Source organism: Rothia sp. 11254D007BW, from assembly GCF_053548195.1.
In genome coordinates, this window is the sequence record NZ_JBPWPK010000001.1 from 190,359 (window position 1) to 211,840 (window position 21,482).

The window sequence follows — 21,482 nt, forward strand, 5'->3', positions numbered from 1 at the left end:
GCGCTGGGCGCTGCGGCCTTATTTGGCGTCAACGGTGGCGCAGGCGTCGGTGAGGACGGGCGGGTTCAGCTCGGCGTTGTAGGTGTAGTTAGCGGCACCTACGTTCTTTTTGATGGCTTCTTCCCAGGCGCCGGTTTCGACCATCTTGTTGATGGCTGCGTTGATGGCGGCGCACTTGTCGGATCCCTTGGGTAGGCCGACACCGTAGTTTTCGGTGGAGAAGGTGTTGCCCACGAGCTTGAGCTCGCCCTGGTTGGCCTTGGTAGAGGCGAGGCCCGCCAGGATGATGTCGTCGGTGGTCACAGCATCGACCATGCCGGCGTTGAGAGCGACGACGCAGTCAGAGTAGGAGTTCTGCTGAACCAGCTGGACCTCTGATGAGTACTTATCCTGGATCTTCTTTGCACTGGTTGAGCCAGTGACGGAGCACAGGTTCTTCCCTGCAAGAGATTCGGGGCCGGTGATGTCGGTGTTCTCTGCCTGGACCAGCAGGTCCTGGCCAGCGACGAAGTAGGGGCCTGCGAAGTCGACGGTCTTGAGTCGCTTTTCGGTGATGGAATAGGTCGCAAAAATCATGTCTACCTGGTTGTTGGTGAGCATGTTTTCGCGGTTGGCGCTGGGGGCTTCGACCCATTCAATCTGATCTTCGGAGTAGCCGAGTTCAGCTGCAACGTAGCGGGCTACATCTGTGTCGAAGCCGGTGTAGTCGCGTCCGTCCTGGTAGCCCAGGCCGGGCTGGTCGTACTTGATGCCGATGCGGATGGTGTCTTCGCTGCCGGTGGCGGAGCAACCGGAGAGCGCGAGGACGCCGGTGGCGAGCAGGGCGGCGCAGGCTGCGGCCTTTGCTTTGGCGCGGGAGAGGTTCATGGCTGGCCGTCCTTAGTGACCCAGGATCTTACCCAGGAAGTCCTTGGCGCGGTCTGACTGGGGGTTGGTGAAGAACTGGTCGGGGGTGGCTTCTTCGACGATTTCGCCGTCGGCCAGGAAGACGATGCGGTCTGCTGCCTTGCGGGCGAAGCCCATTTCGTGGGTTACCACGATCATGGTCATGCCTTCGCGGGCGAGGGAGACCATGGTGTCGAGTACTTCGTTGACCATTTCGGGGTCAAGGGCGCTGGTGGGCTCGTCGAAGAGCATGACCTTGGGCTTCATAGCGAGGGCGCGGGCGATAGCGACGCGCTGCTGCTGGCCACCGGAGAGCTGGGCGGGCATCTTGGAGGCCTGGTTATCGACGCCAACCTTCTTGAGCAGGCTCATGGCCAGTTCTTCGGCTTCGGCCTTGCCCATGCCGCGTACCTTGCGGGGGCCTAGGGTGACGTTTTCGAGGATGGTCTTGTGGGCAAAGAGGTTGAAGGACTGGAAGACCATGCCGACTTCTGCGCGCAGGTTGGCGAGTTCTTTGCCTTCTTCGGGTAGTTTTTTGCCGTCGATGGTGATGGTGCCGTCGGTGATGGTTTCAAGACGGTTGATGGTGCGGCAGAGGGTTGACTTGCCGGAGCCTGAAGGGCCGAGGAGGACGACAACCTCGCCCTTGCCGATGGAAAGGTTGATGTCCTTGAGGACGTGGTTCTCACCGTAGTGCTTGTTGACGTGGGTGAGCTGAACCAGTGCGTCAGTAGTCACTGGGCTTCCTCTCTTGTGGTGGATTCAGTGCGTGCACCGGTAGCATGGAGGTGCTGTGGCACAAACCAAATGGTGTATGTGCCTTACCTTACCCCCTGTAAGGTAAACAACTTGTTACACGGGGTGTCGTGTTTTTACAGTCATATTTGTTGGGTTTTGTTGAGGGGCGCTGGGCGAAAGGGCTTGGCTCCTGCGGGAGGACGGTATGAATTATCTACTGGTTGCGGTGACCTTTGTGGTGCTGGCGGCGGTGATGGCCGGGTGCGCGGTGCTGGGTACTGACCGCTTGATTCCGGGGCGGAAGGCTATCGAGGCGGCAAGCAAGGACGGCGTAGCGCTGGTTCCTGCAGCTGAGCCGCCCCTGATTCTTTCGGACCGCCCGGGCGCGGACGAGCTGGAGCGGGTTCGTTTTGCAACCTCGGCCCTGGGCTATAACCGCGATGAGGTTGATGGGGTGCTCGCTAAGGTAGTAGCCGAGAACAGCCGCCTGCGGGCAGAGCTTGAGGCCCTGCGCGGTGATCGGGGTCAGGACGCCGCTACTGACCTTGGCGGGGAGGGCTAGGGGAGTGGAGCGTCCGTCCGCACCACAGCATAGCGGGGTGCTTGACCGCACCGCTGCGACCCTGAGCGTGAGCGCCAGTCGGGGTGTACTTTTTTTCACGAGCCTGCCCATCGGCCTGCGGGTGGCCCTGGTCTATGCCGCAAGCCGGCTCTGGGGCTGGTTTATTTTCTCAACCGTGGGCCTGCACCAGACCTTTAGCCCCTGGAAAAATACCTCAATGGGCTACCTGGAGTTCGTCGCTATTTGGGACGCCGACTGGTACGCCAAGATAGCCGCTGGCGGCTACCCTACGGTTCTCCCCGTGGACGCCAGCGGTCACGTTGCCCAAAATGAGTGGGCCTTCTACCCCCTTTACCCCCTGATCAGCGGTGCCATGACGAGCGTGACCGGGCTGAGCTATCAGACGGTTGCCCCTACTGTCTCCCTGCTGTTTGGTTTTGGGGCAGCCTGGTTTATCTACCGGCTTTTTGAAGCCAGCCTACAGGTGCGCGGGGCAGCTACCGGGGGCGCTACTGCCCACCGGGGCACTGAGCTAGAGACAACTGCCCTGTGGGCAACCGCCGCCGTTAGCTTCTGCGCCGTTGCACCGATTCTGCAAACCGGCTATGCCGAGGCAACCGGCCTCTTTTTCCTGGCCTGGGCCCTCTACTGGCTGGTGCAGCAACGCTATGTGCTTCTGCTTCTTCCGGCCCTTGGGGCGGCCCTGTCCCGCCCTGTGGGTGTGCCCCTGGGAGCCGTGGTTGGCATCTGGTGGTTTGTGTGCTGGGTTCAGCAGGCCCGTGCTGAGAACCTGCTGAGCGCCTTCAAAACAACCGCCCCGCAACTTGCCTCTGCCCTCACCGTGTGTGCTTTCGCCTTTATCCACCCGGCCATCGCATGGGCGTCCACCGGGCGAATCGACGCCTACACCGCTACCGAGGCCGCATGGAGAGCTGGCGGGGAGCACGTGCTGCCCTTTATGCCCTGGTACACCCAGAGCCAGCTCTACCTGGGGCAGGGGAGAGGCCCCCTCGTCCTTATCCTGCTACTGGGCGCCTACCTGCTGGCCCTGCTGGCTCCCGTGACCCGGCGGGTGCTTCACCCGGCGCTCATCACCTGGTGTGCTGCCTACGCGGTGTATATGCTGGCCTTCTTCAACCCGCAGTCCTCCACCTTCCGCCTGCTGCTGCCCCTCTTCCCGCTCCTATTACCCCTCGTGGCCCTATCCGCTTCGCGGGCCTACCGCTGGCTGCTGATTCTCAGCGGAGCAACCCTGCAATTTGGCTGGGTCGGCTGGCTCTGGCACTGGAAGCAGCTACCCGGCGGTGGGGACTACCCGCCCTAAACCTGTAAGTTTCCACCCAAAAACGCCAGAAGTGAGCCACTAAGCACTATGATTAAAAGAAGGTGAGACCGGCAACAGAAGCCGAGAAACCGCAGACCAACCCTCGTTGAAGGAGAACCAAGATGGCAGCTCAGAAACCACGCACCGGCGACGGCCCCCTCGAAATCGTGCGCGAAGGGCGCAGCATCGTCATGCGCATTCCCGTTGAAGGTGGCGGCCGCCTGGTTCTTGATATCACCGAAGAAGAAGTCGAGGCAATCCGCAAGTGCGTTGAAAACGTCTAGGCTTCGGCTCTAAGCCCGGCCCCTGCTCTGAACCACACCGGTTTGGGGCGGGGGCTTTAGCGTTTGTAGACCAGGTAGAGACCCTCGCCCGCGTGTACGAGGGAGACAAAAACATCGGCGGTGCAGGCCGCTACCTCGTGTAAGACAGAGCGTACCGAAACGGTTACGGCATCACGGGCCGTGGGATTAGCAACAGCCCCGCCCACCAGCGGGTCATGCAGAATCAGGAGCCCGCCGGGTTCTAGGAGAGCCAGCGTATCGTAGACCAGCTGTTCAGCTAGCTGGCTGCCAGCGTCAATGAAGGCCAGATCGTAGGAGGCCGCCGAGAGGCGGGGGAGTACCTCGGCAGCATCGCCGGTGATGACGCGCACCCGGTGGCTCTTATCAAGACCGGCAGCTGCCAGCAGCGTGCGGGTTGCCTGGCAACGGGTGGCATCGATATCGATGGCGGTTAGCGCCGCACCGGGGGCCAGGCCCGTGAGCAGGGCAGCCGTAGCAACGCCGGCCCCGCAACCGATTTCTACAGCGTGTTGGGCTTTGGTAGCTGCCGCGAGCACCGTAAGCAGGGAAGCTACCGACGGGGCGACGGGGGCGGCGTCCAACCGCTCGGCCCCAGCCCGGGCAGAAGCCACCGCAGGAGCCTCCAACGGGAACTCTTCAGCATAAACCCAGCTTCGAGCCTGTTCCTGAGTATTCACCTAGTACTTCACCTTCACATGAGTGCGCGCGAGAATGATTCTGGAAACATCTTAATCAACCCCGCTCGTTTTATGGGCGAACACTCGGGCTGAGCTGGTAATCTCTTTGTGTGTTTGGAATTAGCGGCCTCGAATTTATCGTTCTAGCGATCCTGGTGTTTGTTGTCATCGGGCCAGAACGCATGCCCGAATATGCCCAGCAGCTCAAAGACTTTATCAAGTGGGTTCGCCGTATGGCCTTTGACGCTAAGGACGACCTCAAAGAAACTCTCGGCCCCGACCTGGGCGATATCAACTGGCGCCAGTATGACCCCCGCCAGTACGATCCCCGCGTCATTGTGCGCGAGGCTTTTGCCGAGGACGACGAAGAGCGCCGCAAGGAACTTGAAGAAAAGGCGGCAGCTGCACCGGCTCCCTCTGTGAGTGTGCGCCTGCCCCGCGGCGCCTGGGCTCCCTTCGATACTGAGGCCACCTAAATTCTTTCTCCCGCCAAGGGGACCTGATTTTCAAAAAAGGACCGCATATTATGCGGTCCTTTTGAAGTTTTGCGGTCCCCTCGGGCCGGGCTAGACGGTAAAGGGCAGGGGGGCTCCCGCTAGCCCGCGCGGACGGTGGGTCAGCGCCCTGGCGGTTTTGACCAGCTCCTGGGCCGCGGCGGTTTCGGGTGCGCCCCAGACAACCGGGGTGCCGGCGTCCCCGCCCTCGCGCAGGGCAACCTCGAGCGGTACCGACCCCAGCAGGGGCACCTCGTAGCCCAGGGCCCTGCCCAGGGACTCGGTGAGGACGGCCCCGCCCCCTTCTCCGAAGAGGGGCAGGGTGGTGCCGTCCGGCAGCTGCATGGCGGCCATATTTTCTAGCACCCCGATCACCTTCTGCTCGGTCTGCAGGCTGAGGGTTCCGGCCCGCTGGGCCACGTCCACGGCGGCCAGCTGCGGGGTTGAGACCAGAAGAATCTCGGCGTGGGGCAGCAGCTGGGCCATTGAAATCGCAATATCGCCGGTGCCCGGGGGCAGATCGAGGAAGAGCACATCCAGGTGACCGAAGTGCACGTCGGTGAGGAACTGCTCCAGAGCCCGGTGCAGCATAGGGCCGCGCCAGGCGACCGGCTGGTCGGGCTTCACGAACATACCGATAGAAATTACCTTGATGACACCGCCACCTGACGGGGCCTCAACCACCGGTGGAATAATCATGTCGTCCATGCGGGTAGGGCCAGCGGTAATGCCCAGCAGCCCGGGAATCGAGAACCCGTGCACATCGGCGTCAATAATGCCAACGCTCAAACCCATGGATGCGCAAGCCGCTGCCAGGTTAGCGGTCGCAGAGGACTTGCCAACCCCGCCCTTACCCGAAGCTACCGCAAAGATACGGGTCAGCGAGCCGGGAGCAGTAAAAGGGTTCTGCTTGGTGTGGCCAAGACGCTGGCGCAGGGTCGCGCGCTGATCCGGGCTCATATAACCAATCTCAAGCTGCACCTCGCTCACCTGCTCCAGGGCAGAGACCGCAGCGCGGACGTCCGCCTCAATCGTCGAGCGTAGGGGGCAACCTTCGATGGTGAGCAGCACCCTGATGCTGGCAACTGAGCCGGTTAGCTCGGCCCGGTCCACCATGCCAAGCTCGGTGATGGGCTGGCGGAGTTCAGGGTCAATAACGGTTGCAAGAGCTGCAAGCAGCTCCTCATTCAGATGTGATGTCTGCATGGGGTAAATCGCCTACTCAAACGAGCGGTCGATGTCCTTTACCTTCTTCTTCTTACGCATTTTCGGGTGGTCATCGCTCAGCACATCGAAGGCGCTGGTCACAGGCTGGGCGGCATTGGGATCGAAGGGCTTAGTTTCTTCGGGTGCCTCAAGCTCATTCGCCTTAGCTGCTAGGGCCTCAGCGCGGGCAAAGAGCTCCTCCTGGCGACGCTGCACCTCAGCGAGCTCTTCCATAATGTCGCGCATCTCGCCGCGTACGAAGTCACGGGTGGCGACCTCGCGCAGGGTAATACGCAAGGACGCAATCTCACGGGTCAGATACTCGGTCTCCTCGAGGTTACGCTGGTCGCGCTGCCTGTCCTGGCGGGCAACCACGCGGTCGCGGTCGTCCTGCCGATTCTGCGCCAGTAGCAGCAGGGGAGCCGCATACGAAGCCTGCAAAGAGAGCATCAGCGTGAGCAGGGTAAAGTTCAGCGCGCGGGGGTCAAACTGAAGCTCCTCAGGTGCCAGAGTATTCCAACCCAACCAGAGGGCACAGAAAATCGTCATCCACAGCAAAAACTGCGGAGTACCCATAAAACGCGCGATTTTCTCGGTCATCTGACCGAAGGCATCGGGGTTGGGGCTTAGCTGAAAGAGGGGGCGGCGCTTCTTCTGCTGCGGGGTCCCTAGCGTCTGCGCTGAATCATTGCGTTCGCGTGCATCACTCAAAGCGGCGGCCTACCTTTCGAATTGGGGTTCCATCGTCATAGGTGCGCCAGTCATCGGGCAGCATTTCATCGAGCACGTCATCGACGGTTACTGCACCTACCAGGCGGTCGTGGTCGTTGACCACCGGAATGATGGTGAGGTCGTAGGTTGCAAGCACGCGGGTGACCTCTTCAATACTGGCGGCGTCGGTGACCGGCTCAATGGAGGTGTCGATGATGTTGCCCACCTGCTCGCTGGGGGAGTGCCGGAGCAGACGCTGCATGTGCACAATGCCCAGGTACTTGCCGGTGGGGGTTTCAAGGGGCGGACGCGTGACCATGACAGCCGCTGCCATGGCCGGGGAGATTTCTTCCTGGCGGATATGGGCCAGCGCTTCAGCTACGGTCGCTTCGGGCGAAAGAATGATCGGCACCGGGTTCATGAGCGAACCGGCGGTACCCTCCTCGTATTCGAGCAGGCGGCGCACGTCGTCCGAATCTTCGGGGTCCATCAGGGTCAGCAGCTCTTCACGCTGGGTGTCTGAGAGCTCACCCAGAAGGTCGGCGGCGTCGTCCGGTTCCATCTCTTCCAGAACGTTGACCGCTCGCTCCACCTCAAGGTGGGACAGAATCTGCACCTGGTCTTCTTCGGGGAGCTCCTGCAGCACGTCCGCTAGGCGTTCGTCCTGGAGCTCCTGGGCCACCTCAACCATGCGCTTATCGGGCATCTCGTGAATAGCGTCTGCCAGGTCAGCGGGGTTGGAGTCTTCGTGGCTTGCCACAAACGCGGTTGCAGCCTGCGGCTCAAAATCTGTGGAGAGAATAACCTCGTCCCAGTCCACAATCAGGGTTTCCTTGCGGCGGCGCATCAGGCTGGTGTGGCCGCGCGAAATAAAGAGCTCAGAGATAAACCAGTCGCCGTTGCGGCGCTGCTCCATCGCAACGTCCTCAATCTGAGCCCTACCCGACCCGTCACGTAGCTGTACCTTGCGGTCAAAGAGCTCACCGACCACCAGAGCCTCAGAACCGCGCTGCTCAAAGCGGCGCAGGTTCACCAGACCGGTCAGAATCACCTGGGTGGAGTCGATACTGGTCACACGAGTCATGGGCACGAAGATGCGCTTCTTCCCCAGAATCTCGATGACGATACCCACCACAACGGGCTCCTTGAGTTTGGCCAAAGACCCCACTGCGTTGAACTGGGTGAAACCGCTTTTCAGCACCACCACATCGCGCAGACGGCCCAGGCGGTCGCCGTGGGGGTCAAAAACATCAAGACCCAGAAGGCGGGCGATAAAAATCTTGTTCGGTACGCTACTCACAGTTATCAAGGGTACTCGCCCCAGCCCAGAGCTGCCACCGGTTGCCAGCACAATGAGAATCACCCTGCTTAGTTCACCTGTGGCGATACACCGGCGTGCTCCCAGCAAACTCCCTGCACTTTGCGAAAAAATAGGGGCATGGATCAACTCAAAGCACCTCCCGCACTGGCCATGGCAGACGGCACCCACCTACCTCCCGGCGAGCTGGTAGCTACCTTTACCGACCGTAAAGAGGTCAACAAGGCTATCGAATTTCTTGCCAGCCAGAAGTTCCCCGTGCACTCCCTCTACGTGGTGGGCCGGGACGTGCAGCAGGTTGATTACGTTACCGGTCAGGCCACCTACCCGCGGGCGGCCCTCAGTGGCGTCTTCCAGGGCCTAAGCCTCGGTGCCCTGGTCGCCCTCTTCAATGCCGTGATCACCCAGACCTCGATTCTGGCCAACTTCCTGAGCATCGTGCCCCTGGCTATTGCTTTCTGCATAATTTACGCAATTATCGTTGCCTCCCGTACTAAGGGTCGCGGTATCCGTACCCGCACCCAGATGCTACCCCAGCGCTTTGACCTGATGGCTATTCCTGCCACCGCCCAGGCAGCCCGCCATCTGCTGCGCGTAACCGTCCAGCCCGGTGGCACCCACAGCGGAGTACACGGACCCGGCACCCACCCCTTTGCCCAGAATGGGCAGACCTCAAGCCCCTACGTACACCCCGGCATGAGCCAGGCTAACCCCCAGGGCTACTCGGCCCAGCAGCCCCAGGGCGCCCCCAGCAGCCAGCAGGTGCAGAATGGCCAGGGGGCCCAGAACGGTCAGCAGGCCCCCCAATGGTTTGACCCCTCAGCCCCCTCTCCCAAGCAAGAGCAGGCTCCCGAACCCTTCCTGCCTGGATTTAACCCGGCCGACCAGAAGCAGGACCAGGCACCGGCAGCCGAGCAGCGTCCGTCCGCCCCAGTCTTCACCCCTCCCGCTGAAACCAACCGAGACGGCTCGAAGGCCGCCGGTAAGTTCGGTCTGCGCGTGGAGTCCCCTGAAGAATTTGAGCAGATGATCCGCAAGGCCCCCGAGCCCCCTGCCACCAACGAGCGTATCGAAGCGATCCGCGCAGAAAAGGGCGAGCAGCGCTACGGCCTGCGCGTGGAGTCCCCCGAAGAATTTGAGGCAACCATCCGCAAGGCCCCCGAAACCGCAGAAGCCGAGCAGACACCGCAGAAGGACGGCCAATGACACCCGACCAGAAACTCGCCACCCGCTTTGAAGAACTCATCGGCTACATCGGCGAGAACAACCAGCACCTCATTATCGAATTCCTCACCGGCGATTTTCAGCTCACCCTACCCAACGGTGCGGTAAAAACCGCCCAGGAGTGGATTGACGATCTCGACGAAGACCTCTTCGACCTCGACGAGGCAACCCTTGAAGATATCGCCACCACCTCCGCAGAAGAAACCGGCTCAGCTACCGCCCAGGTACAGCTGGTAGGAACTGCCTACGAACAGGACGTCACCGGCCCCCACCGCTTCGATGCTACCTTCATCTGGACCTTCTCAGACTGGTTCATCAAGTCTTTGAAAATCACCCGCCTCTAAACGACAAAACTTAACGAAAACCCCGCCCGCTCTGGAAGAGAGCAGGCGGGGTTTCGTTATGCAGGAAATGAAGCCCTTACTTAGCGGGAGTTCTCCGCCATCCATGCTTCGATACCCTCAACGGTGCGGGGCAGAGCGGCAGAAAGGTTCTCGTTGCCGTCCTCGGTGACCAGTACGTCGTCCTCGATACGGATACCGATGCCGCGCAGCTCCTCGGGGATAGCGAGGTCTTCTTCCTTGAAGTAGAGACCGGGCTCAATGGTGAAGACCATGCCGGGCTCGATGATGCCCTCCATGTAGAGCTCGTTCTTGGCCTGGGCGCAGTCGTGCACGTCTAGGCCAAGGTGGTGGCTGGTGCCGTGGGGCATCCAGCGGCGGTGCTGGCCGCCCTCAGCCGACAGGGAAACCTCAGCAGAGACAGGCAGTAGACCCCACTCGTGAAGGCGGGTCGCCAGAACCTGCATGGCAGCGTCGTGAACCTCGTGGAACTTCTTACCCGGCACCGCAACCTTAAAGGCAGCGTCGGCAGCTTCGAGCACGATGTTGTAGGCCTTGGCCTGGACCTCGGAGAACTTGCCGTTGACCGGGAAGGTGCGGGTGACGTCCGCGGTGTAGAGGGTGTCGTCTTCAACGCCGGCGTCGAGCAGCAGCAGCTTACCCTCATCGACGGTGCCGTTATTGCGGATCCAGTGCAGGATAGTGGCGTTGTTACCGCAGGCTGCGATGGTGTCGTAGCCCAGGTCATTACCCTCAACACGGGCCTTGGTGAAGAAGGCGGTCTCGACCACGCGCTCGCCGCGGCGGTGGGCAATAGCTGTGGGCAGGGCCTTGACGACCTCAGCAAAACCGTCGATGGTCAGGTCAACCGAGCGGCGCAGGTTCTCCACCTCGATGGCGTCCTTGACCAGGCGAGCCTCAGACAGGGCCTCGGTCAGGGCAGCGTCGAGCTTATCTGACTCTTCTAGATCAACAGAGGTGTTGTAGCGGGAGGTATCGACCAGGGCATCGACATTCAGGTCAACGTTGCGTACCAGACGGATGCGCACGCCGCCCAGGGCCTCGGGGCCAGCATTCTTGGTGATAGCTACCTCAAGCTCACCCAGGTCCTTGGTGCGCAGACCGTACTCGGCACCCAGCGATTCGAGGGTGGGGCGGGGCCCAATCCAGAACTCCCCGTAGCGGGGATCGCGGTAGAACATCTCGGTATCGCGGCCTGCCAGGGGGCGGAAGTAGAGGGTGACCTCGTGGTTTGATCCGTTATCGCCCTGGCCCTCTTCAACGGGCTCAAACACGAGCACGGCGTCCGGCTCATGGTCCAGACCCAGGCCGGTCTGGTGGGCAAAAGCTGAGTGGGGGCGGAAGCGGTAGTCGGTGTCGTTTGAACGCACCTTCAGAGGGCCAGCAGGCAGAACCAGGCGCTCGCCGGGGAAGAGCGCAGAAATCTTGGCGCGGCGCTCAGCTGCAAAGTCGGCTACACGGGCGCGGGCCGGGAGCTCGTCGGACGCCGGTGCCCAGTTGGCTGCCATAAAGTCAGTAAAAGCACTGGACTTGGGGGCAGCAGAGCGGTTGGTGACGCGCTCTTCGATGGGCTGGTCGTCGCCAGGGGTGGGGGTGTTATCGCTAGTAGTCATGCCTACCAGTCTAGTGAGCAGGGTAACGGCGCGTCTAGCTGAAGATAGCGGCACCGATACTTAAGGGCGGCTAATGGTTGCTACCTGTTACGGACGGGCCGCCGCAGGTAGGCTAGTGCTATGTATGACCTGCACACCCACTCCCGTATTTCTGATGGCACCCAGCCGGTAGCCGAGCTGGTCGCCGACGTAGCCGCCGCCGGGCTTACCGGCTTCGCCCTGACCGACCACGACACCACCGCCGGCTGGGCTGAAGCCCAAGAGACAGCCGGACGCCTGGGGCTAGACTTCCTGCCCGGCATGGAAATCTCGTGTTCGGCTCAGGGGGTGAGCATCCACCTGCTCTCCTACCTGCACGACCCGGCCAATGAAGTCCTCTTAGCTGAAATTAATCGCGCCCGCGACTCCCGGGTGGGCCGCGCCCAGCGCATGGTTGAAAGACTTGCCGAAGACTACCCGATTACCTGGGAGACCGTTCAAGAACAGGTGCACGAGGGCGCGACCGTAGGCCGCCCCCACATCGCAGATGCCCTGGTGGCCCTCGGCGCGGTAGCCAGCCGGTCAGAAGCCTTCGAAACTATCTTGACCACCCGCTCAAAATACTACGTACCCCACTACGCCGTGGACCCGGTGAAGGCTGTTGAACTGGTGCGCGCCGCAGGGGGCGTACCGGTCATGGCCCACCCCAAGGCGTCCGCCCGCGGAAAACTCGCCAGCAACAAAACCATCTACGCCATGATCGAGGCAGGGCTCGCCGGCTTTGAGGTCTACCACCGCGACAACCCAGAAGAAGGCCGCGCCTGGCTGCTCGACACCGCAGCCAAACACGACCTTCTCGTCACCGGATCATCCGACTACCACGGCGCAGGCAAACCTAACCGTCTGGGCGAGAACACCACGCCCGGTAAGACAGTTGAGAGGATTCGTGAGTTGGCTAGATAGCCGGGTTATAGGGCAGGGCAGATACATCCCCGGCGGCGACCCTCTCATAGCTCGCGCCGGGGCGCTCGCTATGATTCACGCCAGCCCCGCGCCAGCCGCCGGGCGATGTACCTGCCCTACCCCCTAGTTCTTCGGCTACTTCCTAAGCCAGAGCGTAGCTGACCCGGGTACGGAACCTGCAGCGAAGGCGTCCGCGGCACCGGGGGCAGAGCCCAGAACGAACTCGGCGTCAGCCAGGTTAGCTGGTAGGGGTGCGGGCTCGGTGCTGAAGTTGGTCAGGTTGACCCAGCCGCCGGGGCGCTCAAAGGCCAGTAGGTCAGCCGAATCGGTGGCGAGCCAGGTCAGTTCCTCGGCGCCCTGGAGCTGACGGCGGGCTGCCAGGGCTGCCCGGTAGAGGTTGAGAGTGGAGTCTTCCTGCTCGTCCTCAACGGCTACAGCGTAGTCGGCGAACCAGACCGGCTGGGGCAGGTGCGGCGCCGTCGAACCAAAGCCGAAGGAGGGGCCGTCCGCCTCCCAGGGCAGGGGTACACGGCAGCCGTCGCGCCCGACGTTGACACCGGGGGAGTTGAAGAAGGTGGGGTCCTGGCGGTCTGCGTCGGGAATCTCGGCGACCTCGTGCAGGCCCAGCTCTTCACCCTGGTAGAGGTAGGCCGAACCGGGCAGGGCCAGCTCGAAGAGGGTAGCGGCGCGGGCACGGGCGGTACCCAGTTCCCGGTCAAGTTCCTCAGCCGGGCCGCCAGCCAGTAGCCACTCGTGGCCTACCTTCTCGTTGGTCTTACCCTCCACGAAGGGCAGGCCGTAGCGGGTGGGGTGGCGCACTACGTCGTGGTTGGAGAGCACCCAGGTACTCGACGAACCGGATTCGGCTGAGAGTTCCAGGTTCTCAGCCACAATCTTTTGGAACTCGCCCGCCTCGAAGCGGGCGGTGAGCAAGTCAAAGTTAAAGGCCTGGCCCAGACCCTGGGCGGACGCGTAGGCCGGGCGGCGGTCGCGCTCCACCCAGGCTTCTGCCACGGCGGTGCGGGGCGGGGTGTATTCGTTGAAAACGGCCCGCCATTCCTTATAAATCTCGTGCACATCGTCTCGGTCCCACATGGGGTGGGTGCCGTCCTTGGGAAGGGCATCGAGTTCTGCCTGGCTGGGTAGAACCTCGGGCAGGTCCTTGGCGATACCGTGGGCCACGTCAATGCGGAAGCCATCGACACCGCGGTCAGCCCAGAAACGGAAAGTTTCTTTGAAGTCTTCATGGACCTCGGGGTTATCCCAGTTTAGGTCGGGCTGCTCCACCGCGAAGTTGTGCAGATACCACTGGCCGTCACCCACCGGCTCCCAAGCGGGGCCGCCGAAGATAGAGGTCCAGTCAGCCGGGGGCAGCTCGCCCTTCTCACCCAGACCGTCACGGAAGATATAGCGGTCACGCGCCGCCGACCCCGGTGCGGACGCCAGGGCCTCCTGGAACCAGACATGCAGGTTGGAAGTGTGGTTGGGCACCACATCAACAATGAGCTTCAGGCCTGCTGCATGCAGGGCGCTCGCCATCTCATCGAAGTCAGCCAGGGTACCAATTTTGGGGTCGACATCGCGGAAGTCATCGACATCGTAGCCACCATCGGCCAGGGCTGAGGGGTAGAAGGGGGAGAGCCAGACGGCATCTACGCCCAGCTTCTTGAGGTAGGGAACCTTGGCAGTGATGCCCTTGAGATCACCGATTCCGTTGCCGTCGGCGTCCGCAAAGGAACGGGGGTAAATCTGGTAGACCACGGCCTGACGCCACCAGGTGGGGTCATCTGCTGCCGGAACCAAGAGGTTTGAATCGCTCATCGTTGAACCTTTCATGGGTGAAGCTACGGGGCAGGGCACCTGCCCCTGCTCACCAGCCTACGCCCCGGCGTCCGCACACAGGGATGAGAAGAAGCTAGACGGAAAAATTGCCCAAAGCTGGCGCGACAAGACTAAGAAAACAGGTGTAGAGGGTTGCGCTGAATAAAAAAACGGGGTAGGATAGACCTAATAACCTTTTAGAATGGGCTAAGACTGTGCAAAAATCAGCTCTTGGCGAAAAGTCGTGCCCACAAAGGTCATATCTTCTAGAGTGGGAACCATGCGCTTTCTTAACGATATGACTCCCACCACCGACCTGACCTACAACGACGTGTTCATGGTTCCCTCCCGCTCCGCGGTAGGTTCCCGCATGGGCGTAGACCTCTCCACCGCCGACGGAACCGGCACCACCATCCCCCTGGTTATCGCTAATATGACCGCCGTTTCTGGCCGCCGTATGGCCGAAACCGTTGCCCGCCGCGGCGGCATCGCCATCATTCCCCAGGACGTGCCCACCGATATCGTCGCCGAAACCATCAAACGGGTCAAAAACTCCCACCTGATTTTCGACACCCCCATCACCGTCAAGCCCCACCACACCGCAGGCTACGTGCGCCACCTACTGCCCAAGCGCGCCCACGGGGCCGCTATCGTCGTGGACGGCGAAACCCCCATCGGCGTCATTACCCCCAAGGATCTGCGCGGGGCAGACAACTTTGACCAGGTACAAGACCTGATGAGCACCGAACTGCTCACCCTGCCCGACACCGTCACCCCGCGTGAAGCCTTCGACATTCTGCACGAGAAGTCCCGCAAGGTTGCCCCCGTTGTGGATGCTGACGGCAAGCTGGTCGGCGTGCTGACTCGCTCGGCCGCCCTGCGCGCCAGCCTTTACGAACCGGCCACCGACGCCAACGGCAAGCTCCGCATCGGCGTTGCGATTGGCATCAACGGCGACGTAGCAGGTCGCGCCGCCGCCCTGATCGAGGCTGGTGCCGACGTACTCGTAGTCGACACCGCCCACGGCCACCAGGAAACCATGATCGAGGCTCTCAAGAAAGTCAAGGCCCTCAACCCCTCCATCCCCGTAGCCGCCGGCAACGTGGTCACCGCCGCGGGCGTCCGCGACCTGGCAGAAGCAGGCGCCGACATCATCAAGGTCGGCGTTGGCCCCGGCGCCATGTGCACCACCCGCATGCAGACCGGCGTGGGCCGACCCCAGTTCTCCGCCGTGCTGGAATGCGCCGCTGAAGCCAAGAAACTGGGCGTACACGTCTGGGCGGACGGCGGTATCAAGGACCCCCGCGACGTCGCCCTGGCTCTGGCCGCCGGCGCCTCCAACGTCATGGTCGGTTCCTGGTTCGCGGGCACCTACGAGTCACCCGGCGACGTACTGCAGGACGCCGACGGCCGCCTCTACAAGGAATCTTTCGGCATGGCTTCCCGCCGCGCGGTCATCAATCGTAACTCCAAGACCGAAGCCTTTGAAAAGGCCCGCCGTGAAATGTTCGAAGAGGGCATCTCATCAGCCCGAATCTACCTGCCCGAGGGCCGTGGCGGCGTAGAAGACCAGATCGATTCGATTATCTCGGGCGTCCGCTCATCCTTCACTTACGCCGGTGCTGCCTCCATCGAGGAGTTTGCCGAGCGAGCTGTTGTGGGTATTCAGTCGGCCGCTGGCTATGCAGAAGGCCAGGCCCGCGCCACCCGCTAGGGTAGGTACCATCTAAACCCAAAAGGACCATTTAAATCAGAAATGACCAGCAACTAGCTGGTCATTTCTGATTTAAATGGTACCTAGGGGTTAGCTGTCGCTGCCCTCTACCCGGCGGGTGCGGCGTCGACGGCGGCGCTGGCCTTCACCCTGCTGGCCACCTTCAGCCGCTTCAGCAGGCTTCTGCTGGCGCTGGCGGCGGGCCGGACGCTCCTGCCCGGCTTCACCCTCAACCCGGCGGGTACGACGGCGGCGCGGCTTGGAATCAGCCTCCCCGCCCTGACCGCCACGCTGATCATCGCGCTTCTGCCCCCGGCCCTCACCGCCAGAGCGTGAGCCATCGCGGCGCGGAGAACGGGAGCCCGACCGTCCGCGACGATCCCCGCGGCCACCGCGCCCCTGGCGCTTCTCACGAGCCGGAGCGCCGCCAAAGTCCTCAGCCTCTTCAGCCTGCAGACCCGCTGCGGTGCGCTCCTCCTTAGGCAGACGGCCCTTGGTCCCCTTGGCAATACCCAGGTCAGTGAAGAGGTGGGGGGAAGAAGAGTAGGTTTCAACCGGCTCATCTACGCCCAGTTCCAGGGCCTTGTTGATGAGCTTCCAGCGGGGCACGTCCTCCCAATCCACCAGGGTGACGGCGGTGCCTTCCTTCTCCGCACGGCCGGTGCGGCCCACACGGTGCAGGTAGGTCTTCTCGTCCTCGGGGCACTGGTAGTTAATGACGTGGGTGACGTCCTCAACGTCAATACCGCGGGCTGCCACATCGGTTGCAACCAGAATGTCAATCTTGCCGTTGCGGAAGGCCCGCAGGGCCTGCTCGCGGGCACCCTGGTTGAGGTCGCCGTGAATAGCGCCGGCCGCAAAACCTCGGGCGGTCAGCTCATCAGAGAGCTTGGCAGCGGAGCGCTTGGTCTTGGTGAAAATGACGGTGCGGCCCCGGCCCTCGGCGCGCAGAATACGGCCGACCAGCTCGTCCTTATCGAGGGGGTGGGCTCGGTAAATAACCTGGCGAATCGAGGCCTTGGTCATGGTCTCTTCTTCGCCGGATTCGGCGCGGATGTGCATGGGGCGGCTCATGTAGCGGCGGGCCATGGTCAGGACGGGCCCGGGCATGGTTGCCGAGAAGAGCATGGTCTGGCGCACCTCGGGCACGGCTGAGAGAATACGCTCCACATCGGGCAGGAAGCCCAGGTCAAGCATCTCGTCGGCCTCATCGAGTACCACAATCTTGATCTGGGTGAGGTTGAGGTACTTCTGGCGGTGCAGGTCAATCAGGCGGCCCGGGGTGCCCACGATCAGCTCAACGCCCTTTTCCAGTTCTTTGACCTGGGTGTCGTAGGGGCGGCCGCCGTAGAGGGTCGCTACTCGCACGCCGGTCTTTGAGGCAGCAACAGAGAGGTCATCGCCCACCTGGATAGCCAGTTCGCGGGTGGGGACGATAATCAGGGCCTGGGGCACGCCCGGGGCGGGAAGCTGGTTGAAAGCGTCCGAACCCGGGACAGCAACGCTCTGCAAGGCGGGCAGACCAAAGCCCAGGGTCTTACCGGTACCGGTCTTAGCCTGACCGATGATGTCCTGGCCAGATAGGGCCACCGGCAGGGTCAGAGCCTGAATGGGGAAGGGGGAGACGATGCCCTTCTCGGCTAGGGCATCTGCAATGTCTTGGCGCACGCCGTAGTCGGCGAAAGTTTTAGTGGTATCAGGGTTAGTCACGAATCGTGTTCCTTATAGAGTGAGGCCCCGGCCCGGGGCAAACGAGGAAGCCGATCGTGGGTTTTCATGCAACAAAGAAGCTCTATCAACCGCCGGGCGGACGCTTGCAGAGCGTTGGGCGGGAGAGCTAAAGGCAGGTGAGTCTATACGGATGGTACGACCGGGCAACCAAATAACTTCTTTATTCTACCGCCAAGTGCCGTAAATGTAAGAGGGGCCCGGGAGTTTTGCGTCAAACTCCCGGGCCCCTCTGGCTGAGTAAGCCCGGTGTTACTGGCCGATACCGAAGCCGATACGGTGCTTGGTTTCAGCGCCCAGCTCGACATAGCCGATGTTAGCGGCCGGAACCAGGGTGGTGGAGCCCTTAGAATCGGTCAGTTCCAGGATGCCGCCCTGTTCAAGAGCCGCAGCGACCTTGGCGCGGACGTCTGAGGCGGTTTCGTCGGTGTCGATGACGACCTGGCTGGGCACGTTGATAACGCCAATCTTGATTTCCATGAGGTTTCCTTTCGATGGTTCCCTACCTGACTGCAGGGGGTCTCTGCCCACCAGTTTACGTGAGTAGGGGCAGGAAAGGTGCGGGGTTTCGGTCTGAGCTGACAGGGTAGAGAAAGGCTGCAACAGCGGGGGAGAGAGTTACTCCCAATCTTCATCGATGATTGAGATACCACCCCAGGCCAGGCGGAAGACCGCGCGTTCAGCCATTTCAAGCTGTTGGGGTGAGGCATCGGTTCCGATGACCATGTGGGCAGCTGCCTGCACCATGCCGGTGAGCATGCGGGCCGTCATCAGGGCCTCTTCAAAGGGCATGCCCGCATTGGGCGCTAGTACCTCGGCGATTCGCTTGGCGATGGTGATGTGCATGGTTTCGGTGCGTTCTTGCACCGCGTAGTCGTTCTGAATATCGGATTCAAAAATGACGCGGTAGCCTGCCACATTATTGCGGGCAAAGCTGAAGAAGGCGCCAATGACGCCCTGCACTCGTTCGCGGTTGACCTTGGTGGTGTAGAGGGGCTGCACCAGCTGGGTCATAAGGTTATTGATTTGCTCATCGAGCACGGCCAGGTAGAGGTCGCGTTTGCCCGTGAAGTGCTGGTAGAGCACGGGCTTGGTCACATTAGAGGCAGCAGCGATGTGATCCATGGTGGTGGCGTGGTAGCCCTGGGAGGCAAAAACTCGCACGGCGTTGCCGATAAGCTGCTGGCGGCGTAGGTCTTTAGGGAGGCGGGAGGCCCCGGACGGGTCGATGGGGTCGCCGGGGTCGGAGTCAGCTGAAAATATGGAGGTGGACATCGTTGCGGCCGAACCTTTGGGATGGTGGGCGGACGGGGTCGCGGCTGGTGGGGTGCCTGCCTGCTAGGAGGCGTCGGTTTGGGGCTCGGCCTCTTCGGGGGTTTCTTGCACTTCGATTCCGTAGAGGACTTCGAGGGCCGCTACATAGTCGTCTACCCGGCCTTCGCGTGCCATGTCTCGGGCGCGGACGGTCGGGGTGTGCAGGAGGGACTTGACCATGCGGCGCATTGCGAGTTCAAGCTGTTCAGTTGCTGCGGTGCACCCGTACTGGTTGTGCACCTTAGCGAGCTCGGCGTCGAGCACACTCATGGTGTGTTGTCTGAGAGCAACAATAGCAGCGTCAACGCTCCGGGCTTTCTCTTTAACAGAGAACTCGGCGGCAGCTTCGTCCACAATTGTGCGGGCAGTGTGCACGGACTCCACGGTCTCTTCGGGGGCAGCCAGGCGCACAGATTCGAGGGTGATGAGTTCTACCTCGGGTAGGTCTGCTACCTCGGGGGCGAAGTCGCGGGAGAGCGCTAAATCAAGGATGACGCGCTTGCCAGCGGGGATTTCGATGGGGAGCATGGGGGAGGCACCACCCGAGCAACCGATGATGATATCGGCCGCTGCCATCTGCTCGTGCAGCTCCCCATGGGGTACTGCCTGTACCCCGCGTTTGTCGGCAAAAGTGGCTGCACGATCTGAGCGGGAGTAAATCCAAATATCGGTCGTTCCCCGGGCATGCAGGGCAGCTACGGTTGCCCCGGCGTAGGCACCGGTACCGAAAACAAGCACGCGGCGGCTTTCCCAGGTTTTCTCAGCGATGTCATCGGCCATGTCCAGGGCAACCGAGACAATGGAGCGTCCGCGAGACCCCAGCATGGTCTGCTGGCCAACTTTGCGGGCGGTTTGAGCCCCGTGTTCAAAGAGGCGCACCAGGTTGCCGGTAGCCCGCCCCTGCTCTTGGGAGAGAGCCAGGGCTCGACGAACCTGGCCGGTAATTTCGCGTTCACCCACAACAGCTGATTCCAGGCCGGAGGCCACGGTGAAGAGGTGGTGGGCAGCATCGGTGTTCACCAGCACATCAAAGCTGTTCTCTACCAGGTCATAGGAGAGCCCGGACCGCTGGGAGATAAGATCAAAAATGTGCTCGGAAGCGGAGGCAACGTCGTTGGCGATATTTTGGTCGGTGGCCCCCGGGTTGCTGGGGATTTCTGCGTAGAGCTCTAGGCGATTGCAGGTAGACAAAATCACCTCACCACGAATGCCGGTGCGTTCAAGGTCCCGGTGGATCTTCTCAACGCCTTCGCTGAGGTAAGCCACGGTAGTGAGGTCGACGGAGCGATGCGATGCAACAAGGCTGAAAATAGTCACGACGACACTATTATAAACAGCTTCCTGTAGAGACTCTGGTGACAGGGTGTCTCTAAAGTTTTGCTTTAAACTTGGCAGAATGGAGTATATGAGTCAAACTACGTCATCAGCGCTGCGTCAGCGCCCCCTGCTCACCGACGAGCAGCTTGCCCACCTGCCCGCTACCCACCCCCTTAAGACCGCCGGTACCGGCGAGTCAGCCATGATTCGCACCCTGACCGGGCGCGAGGCTGACCACGCTCCGGTGTGGTTCATGCGCCAGGCAGGACGCTCCCTGCCCGAGTACCGCGAAATTCGCGAGGGAATTCCCATGCTGGATTCCTGCCTCAACCCCGAGCTGGCCGCAGAGATTACTGTCCAGCCGGTTCGCCGCCACAAGGTTGATGCCGGTATCTTCTTCTCAGATATCGTTATCCCCATGAAGCTTGCCGGTGTGGGCGTTGATATTGTGCCTGGCCGTGGTCCTGTGCTGGAGACTCCCGTCCGCACTCTTGAAGACATCAAGAACCTGCCCGAACTTGAAGACGCCGCCCTTGATCCCATCCGCGAAGCGGTTGCCCTCACCGTTGAAAAATTGGGCTCAACCCCCCTGATTGGTTTTGCCGGTGCCCCCTTCACCGTGGCCGCCTACATGGTTGAGGGCGGGCCCTCTCGCGATTACCTGCGTCCGCGCACCATGATGCACGCCGACCCCGAGGCCTGGGAAGCCCTGGGTGCCTGGGCCGCCCGCACCTCAGGCCAGTTCCTGGCTGCTCAGATTGAGGCAGGTGCTTCAGCCGTGCAGCTCTTTGACTCCTGGGCAGGATCCCTGGGGGAGGCCGACTACCGCCGCTTTGTTATGCCCCACTCGGCAGCCACCCTGGCAGCCGTTGAGCACTACGGGGTGCCCCGCATCCATTTCGGCACCGGAACCGCTGAGCTATTGCCCGCCATGCTCGAAGCCGGTGCGGACGTCATCGGCGTTGACTACCGCCTGCCCCTCTCTGAAGCCCAGCGCCGACTGGGCGGTGGCATCGTCCTCCAGGGCAACATCGACCCGGCCCTGCTGGCCTCAGGCTGGGAGGCGCTTGCAGCCCACACCGACGCGGTGCTTGAAGAAGGACGCAGCGCCCCAGCTCACGTGGTTAACCTGGGGCACGGGGTGCCCCCAACCACCGACCCCACCGTGCTGACCCGACTGGTCGACTACATCCACACCTCCACCGCGAAGTAAGTTAAGAGAAAGCA

General features: G+C 61.9%; 21 protein-coding genes. 9 read left to right on the forward strand and 12 right to left on the reverse strand.

Going from position 1 to position 21,482, the window contains the following annotated elements; translation table 11 throughout:
- Nucleotides 1–18 precede the first annotated feature (18 nt).
- Complete coding sequence (locus ACEE43_RS00875; protein WP_449108109.1) at nt 19–867, reverse strand: glutamate ABC transporter substrate-binding protein; 849 nt, start codon at nt 865–867, stop codon at nt 19–21.
- A gap of 12 nt (nt 868–879) precedes the next feature.
- On the reverse strand, nt 880–1,608 hold the full coding sequence (locus ACEE43_RS00880) for an amino acid ABC transporter ATP-binding protein (protein ID WP_237223484.1): 729 nt from the start codon (nt 1,606–1,608) through the stop codon (nt 880–882).
- Nucleotides 1,609–1,828: 220 nt separating this feature from the next.
- On the opposite strand from ACEE43_RS00880, the gene ACEE43_RS00885 reads away from it, so the two are divergent.
- From ACEE43_RS00885 to ACEE43_RS00895, 3 genes are all read left to right on the forward strand, one after another.
- On the forward strand, nt 1,829–2,185 hold the full coding sequence (locus ACEE43_RS00885) for a DivIVA domain-containing protein (protein ID WP_449108108.1): 357 nt from the start codon (nt 1,829–1,831) through the stop codon (nt 2,183–2,185).
- 4 nt (nt 2,186–2,189) lie between these two features.
- Nucleotides 2,190–3,509: a hypothetical protein gene (locus tag ACEE43_RS00890; protein ID WP_449108107.1), complete on the forward strand. Its 1,320-nt coding sequence runs from the start codon at nt 2,190–2,192 to the stop codon at nt 3,507–3,509.
- A gap of 122 nt (nt 3,510–3,631) precedes the next feature.
- Complete coding sequence (locus tag ACEE43_RS00895; RefSeq protein ID WP_135013726.1) at nt 3,632–3,793, forward strand: DUF3117 domain-containing protein; 162 nt, start codon at nt 3,632–3,634, stop codon at nt 3,791–3,793.
- A gap of 56 nt (nt 3,794–3,849) precedes the next feature.
- On the opposite strand, the gene ACEE43_RS00900 is transcribed toward ACEE43_RS00895, so the two are convergent.
- Entirely contained in the window at nt 3,850–4,491 is a 642-nt protein-coding gene (locus tag ACEE43_RS00900; RefSeq protein WP_237185782.1) for an O-methyltransferase, read from the reverse strand.
- A gap of 110 nt (nt 4,492–4,601) precedes the next feature.
- Here ACEE43_RS00900 and ACEE43_RS00905 point away from each other — a divergent pair, with 110 nt between their 5' ends.
- On the forward strand, nt 4,602–4,967 hold the full coding sequence (locus ACEE43_RS00905; RefSeq protein ID WP_135013724.1) for a Sec-independent protein translocase TatB: 366 nt from the start codon (nt 4,602–4,604) through the stop codon (nt 4,965–4,967).
- Between the two features lie 90 nt (nt 4,968–5,057).
- On the opposite strand, the gene ACEE43_RS00910 is transcribed toward ACEE43_RS00905, so the two are convergent.
- From ACEE43_RS00910 to ACEE43_RS00920, 3 genes are read right to left on the reverse strand one after another with little or no spacing between them, the layout of a single operon-like run.
- Complete coding sequence (locus tag ACEE43_RS00910; RefSeq protein ID WP_449108106.1) at nt 5,058–6,191, reverse strand: P-loop NTPase; 1,134 nt, start codon at nt 6,189–6,191, stop codon at nt 5,058–5,060.
- 12 nt (nt 6,192–6,203) lie between these two features.
- Nucleotides 6,204–6,902 carry a DUF1003 domain-containing protein gene (locus ACEE43_RS00915; protein ID WP_237204596.1) on the reverse strand — a complete coding sequence of 233 codons (699 nt, stop codon included), beginning with the start codon at nt 6,900–6,902 and terminating at the stop codon, nt 6,204–6,206.
- Nucleotides 6,895–8,202, reverse strand: coding sequence for a magnesium transporter MgtE N-terminal domain-containing protein (locus ACEE43_RS00920; protein ID WP_326503902.1), 1,308 nt, complete (start codon nt 8,200–8,202; stop codon nt 6,895–6,897). The genes ACEE43_RS00915 and ACEE43_RS00920 overlap by 8 nt, the downstream gene beginning before the upstream one ends.
- 138 nt (nt 8,203–8,340) lie before the next feature.
- Here ACEE43_RS00920 and ACEE43_RS00925 point away from each other — a divergent pair, with 138 nt between their 5' ends.
- Entirely contained in the window at nt 8,341–9,426 is a 1,086-nt protein-coding gene (locus tag ACEE43_RS00925; RefSeq protein WP_449108105.1) for a general stress protein, read from the forward strand.
- A complete protein-coding gene (locus tag ACEE43_RS00930; protein ID WP_431463448.1) occupies nt 9,423–9,788 on the forward strand; it encodes a hypothetical protein in 366 nt (121 codons plus the stop codon). Before ACEE43_RS00925 ends, ACEE43_RS00930 begins: the two co-directional genes overlap by 4 nt.
- An 80-nt stretch (nt 9,789–9,868) precedes the next feature.
- Here the strand turns inward: ACEE43_RS00930 and ACEE43_RS00935 are convergent, their stop codons facing one another.
- A complete protein-coding gene (locus tag ACEE43_RS00935; RefSeq protein WP_237185788.1) occupies nt 9,869–11,419 on the reverse strand; it encodes an aminopeptidase P family protein in 1,551 nt (516 codons plus the stop codon).
- A 120-nt stretch (nt 11,420–11,539) separates the two neighbouring features.
- On the opposite strand from ACEE43_RS00935, the gene ACEE43_RS00940 reads away from it, so the two are divergent.
- Nucleotides 11,540–12,361 (forward strand): PHP domain-containing protein, encoded by an 822-nt coding sequence (locus ACEE43_RS00940; RefSeq protein WP_449108104.1) that lies wholly within the window; start codon nt 11,540–11,542, stop codon nt 12,359–12,361.
- A 135-nt stretch (nt 12,362–12,496) separates the two neighbouring features.
- On the opposite strand, the gene ACEE43_RS00945 is transcribed toward ACEE43_RS00940, so the two are convergent.
- Nucleotides 12,497–14,182, reverse strand: coding sequence for a glycoside hydrolase family 13 protein (locus tag ACEE43_RS00945; RefSeq protein WP_449108103.1), 1,686 nt, complete (start codon nt 14,180–14,182; stop codon nt 12,497–12,499).
- A gap of 280 nt (nt 14,183–14,462) precedes the next feature.
- Here ACEE43_RS00945 and ACEE43_RS00950 point away from each other — a divergent pair, with 280 nt between their 5' ends.
- Nucleotides 14,463–15,896, forward strand: a complete 1,434-nt coding sequence (locus ACEE43_RS00950) for a GuaB1 family IMP dehydrogenase-related protein (protein ID WP_237185791.1) — start codon at nt 14,463–14,465, stop codon at nt 15,894–15,896.
- A 90-nt stretch (nt 15,897–15,986) separates the two neighbouring features.
- Here ACEE43_RS00950 and ACEE43_RS00955 read toward each other — a convergent pair whose 3' ends face one another.
- The 4 genes from ACEE43_RS00955 to ACEE43_RS00970 form a co-directional block, all read right to left on the reverse strand.
- On the reverse strand, nt 15,987–17,606 hold the full coding sequence (locus ACEE43_RS00955; protein WP_449108102.1) for a DEAD/DEAH box helicase: 1,620 nt from the start codon (nt 17,604–17,606) through the stop codon (nt 15,987–15,989).
- Between the two features lie 270 nt (nt 17,607–17,876).
- Entirely contained in the window at nt 17,877–18,104 is a 228-nt protein-coding gene (locus tag ACEE43_RS00960) for a DUF3107 domain-containing protein (RefSeq protein ID WP_237185793.1), read from the reverse strand.
- Nucleotides 18,105–18,242: 138 nt separating this feature from the next.
- The gene (locus ACEE43_RS00965; protein WP_449108101.1) at nt 18,243–18,899 is read right to left on the reverse strand and encodes a TetR/AcrR family transcriptional regulator; all 657 of its coding nucleotides are present in this window, start codon (nt 18,897–18,899) and stop codon (nt 18,243–18,245) included.
- A gap of 63 nt (nt 18,900–18,962) precedes the next feature.
- Nucleotides 18,963–20,255 carry a glutamyl-tRNA reductase gene (locus tag ACEE43_RS00970; protein ID WP_449108100.1) on the reverse strand — a complete coding sequence of 431 codons (1,293 nt, stop codon included), beginning with the start codon at nt 20,253–20,255 and terminating at the stop codon, nt 18,963–18,965.
- Between the two features lie 88 nt (nt 20,256–20,343).
- On the opposite strand from ACEE43_RS00970, the gene hemE reads away from it, so the two are divergent.
- The gene (gene hemE, locus ACEE43_RS00975; protein ID WP_449108099.1) at nt 20,344–21,468 is read left to right on the forward strand and encodes a uroporphyrinogen decarboxylase; all 1,125 of its coding nucleotides are present in this window, start codon (nt 20,344–20,346) and stop codon (nt 21,466–21,468) included.
- Nucleotides 21,469–21,482 lie beyond the last annotated feature (14 nt).

Coding starts and splice junctions, on each gene's coding strand:
- hemE (WP_449108099.1), top strand. CDS start 20,344: ATGAGTCAAACTACGTCATCAGCGCTGCGTCAGCGCCCCCTGCTCACC.
- ACEE43_RS00935 (WP_237185788.1), bottom strand. CDS start 11,419: ATGACTACTAGCGATAACACCCCCACCCCTGGCGACGACCAGCCCATC.
- ACEE43_RS00965 (WP_449108101.1), bottom strand. CDS start 18,899: ATGTCCACCTCCATATTTTCAGCTGACTCCGACCCCGGCGACCCCATC.
- ACEE43_RS00945 (WP_449108103.1), bottom strand. CDS start 14,182: ATGAGCGATTCAAACCTCTTGGTTCCGGCAGCAGATGACCCCACCTGG.
- ACEE43_RS00875 (WP_449108109.1), bottom strand. CDS start 867: ATGAACCTCTCCCGCGCCAAAGCAAAGGCCGCAGCCTGCGCCGCCCTG.
- ACEE43_RS00930 (WP_431463448.1), top strand. CDS start 9,423: ATGACACCCGACCAGAAACTCGCCACCCGCTTTGAAGAACTCATCGGC.
- ACEE43_RS00895 (WP_135013726.1), top strand. CDS start 3,632: ATGGCAGCTCAGAAACCACGCACCGGCGACGGCCCCCTCGAAATCGTG.
- ACEE43_RS00910 (WP_449108106.1), bottom strand. CDS start 6,191: ATGCAGACATCACATCTGAATGAGGAGCTGCTTGCAGCTCTTGCAACC.
- ACEE43_RS00960 (WP_237185793.1), bottom strand. CDS start 18,104: ATGGAAATCAAGATTGGCGTTATCAACGTGCCCAGCCAGGTCGTCATC.
- ACEE43_RS00950 (WP_237185791.1), top strand. CDS start 14,463: ATGCGCTTTCTTAACGATATGACTCCCACCACCGACCTGACCTACAAC.
- ACEE43_RS00885 (WP_449108108.1), top strand. CDS start 1,829: ATGAATTATCTACTGGTTGCGGTGACCTTTGTGGTGCTGGCGGCGGTG.
- ACEE43_RS00940 (WP_449108104.1), top strand. CDS start 11,540: ATGTATGACCTGCACACCCACTCCCGTATTTCTGATGGCACCCAGCCG.
- ACEE43_RS00925 (WP_449108105.1), top strand. CDS start 8,341: ATGGATCAACTCAAAGCACCTCCCGCACTGGCCATGGCAGACGGCACC.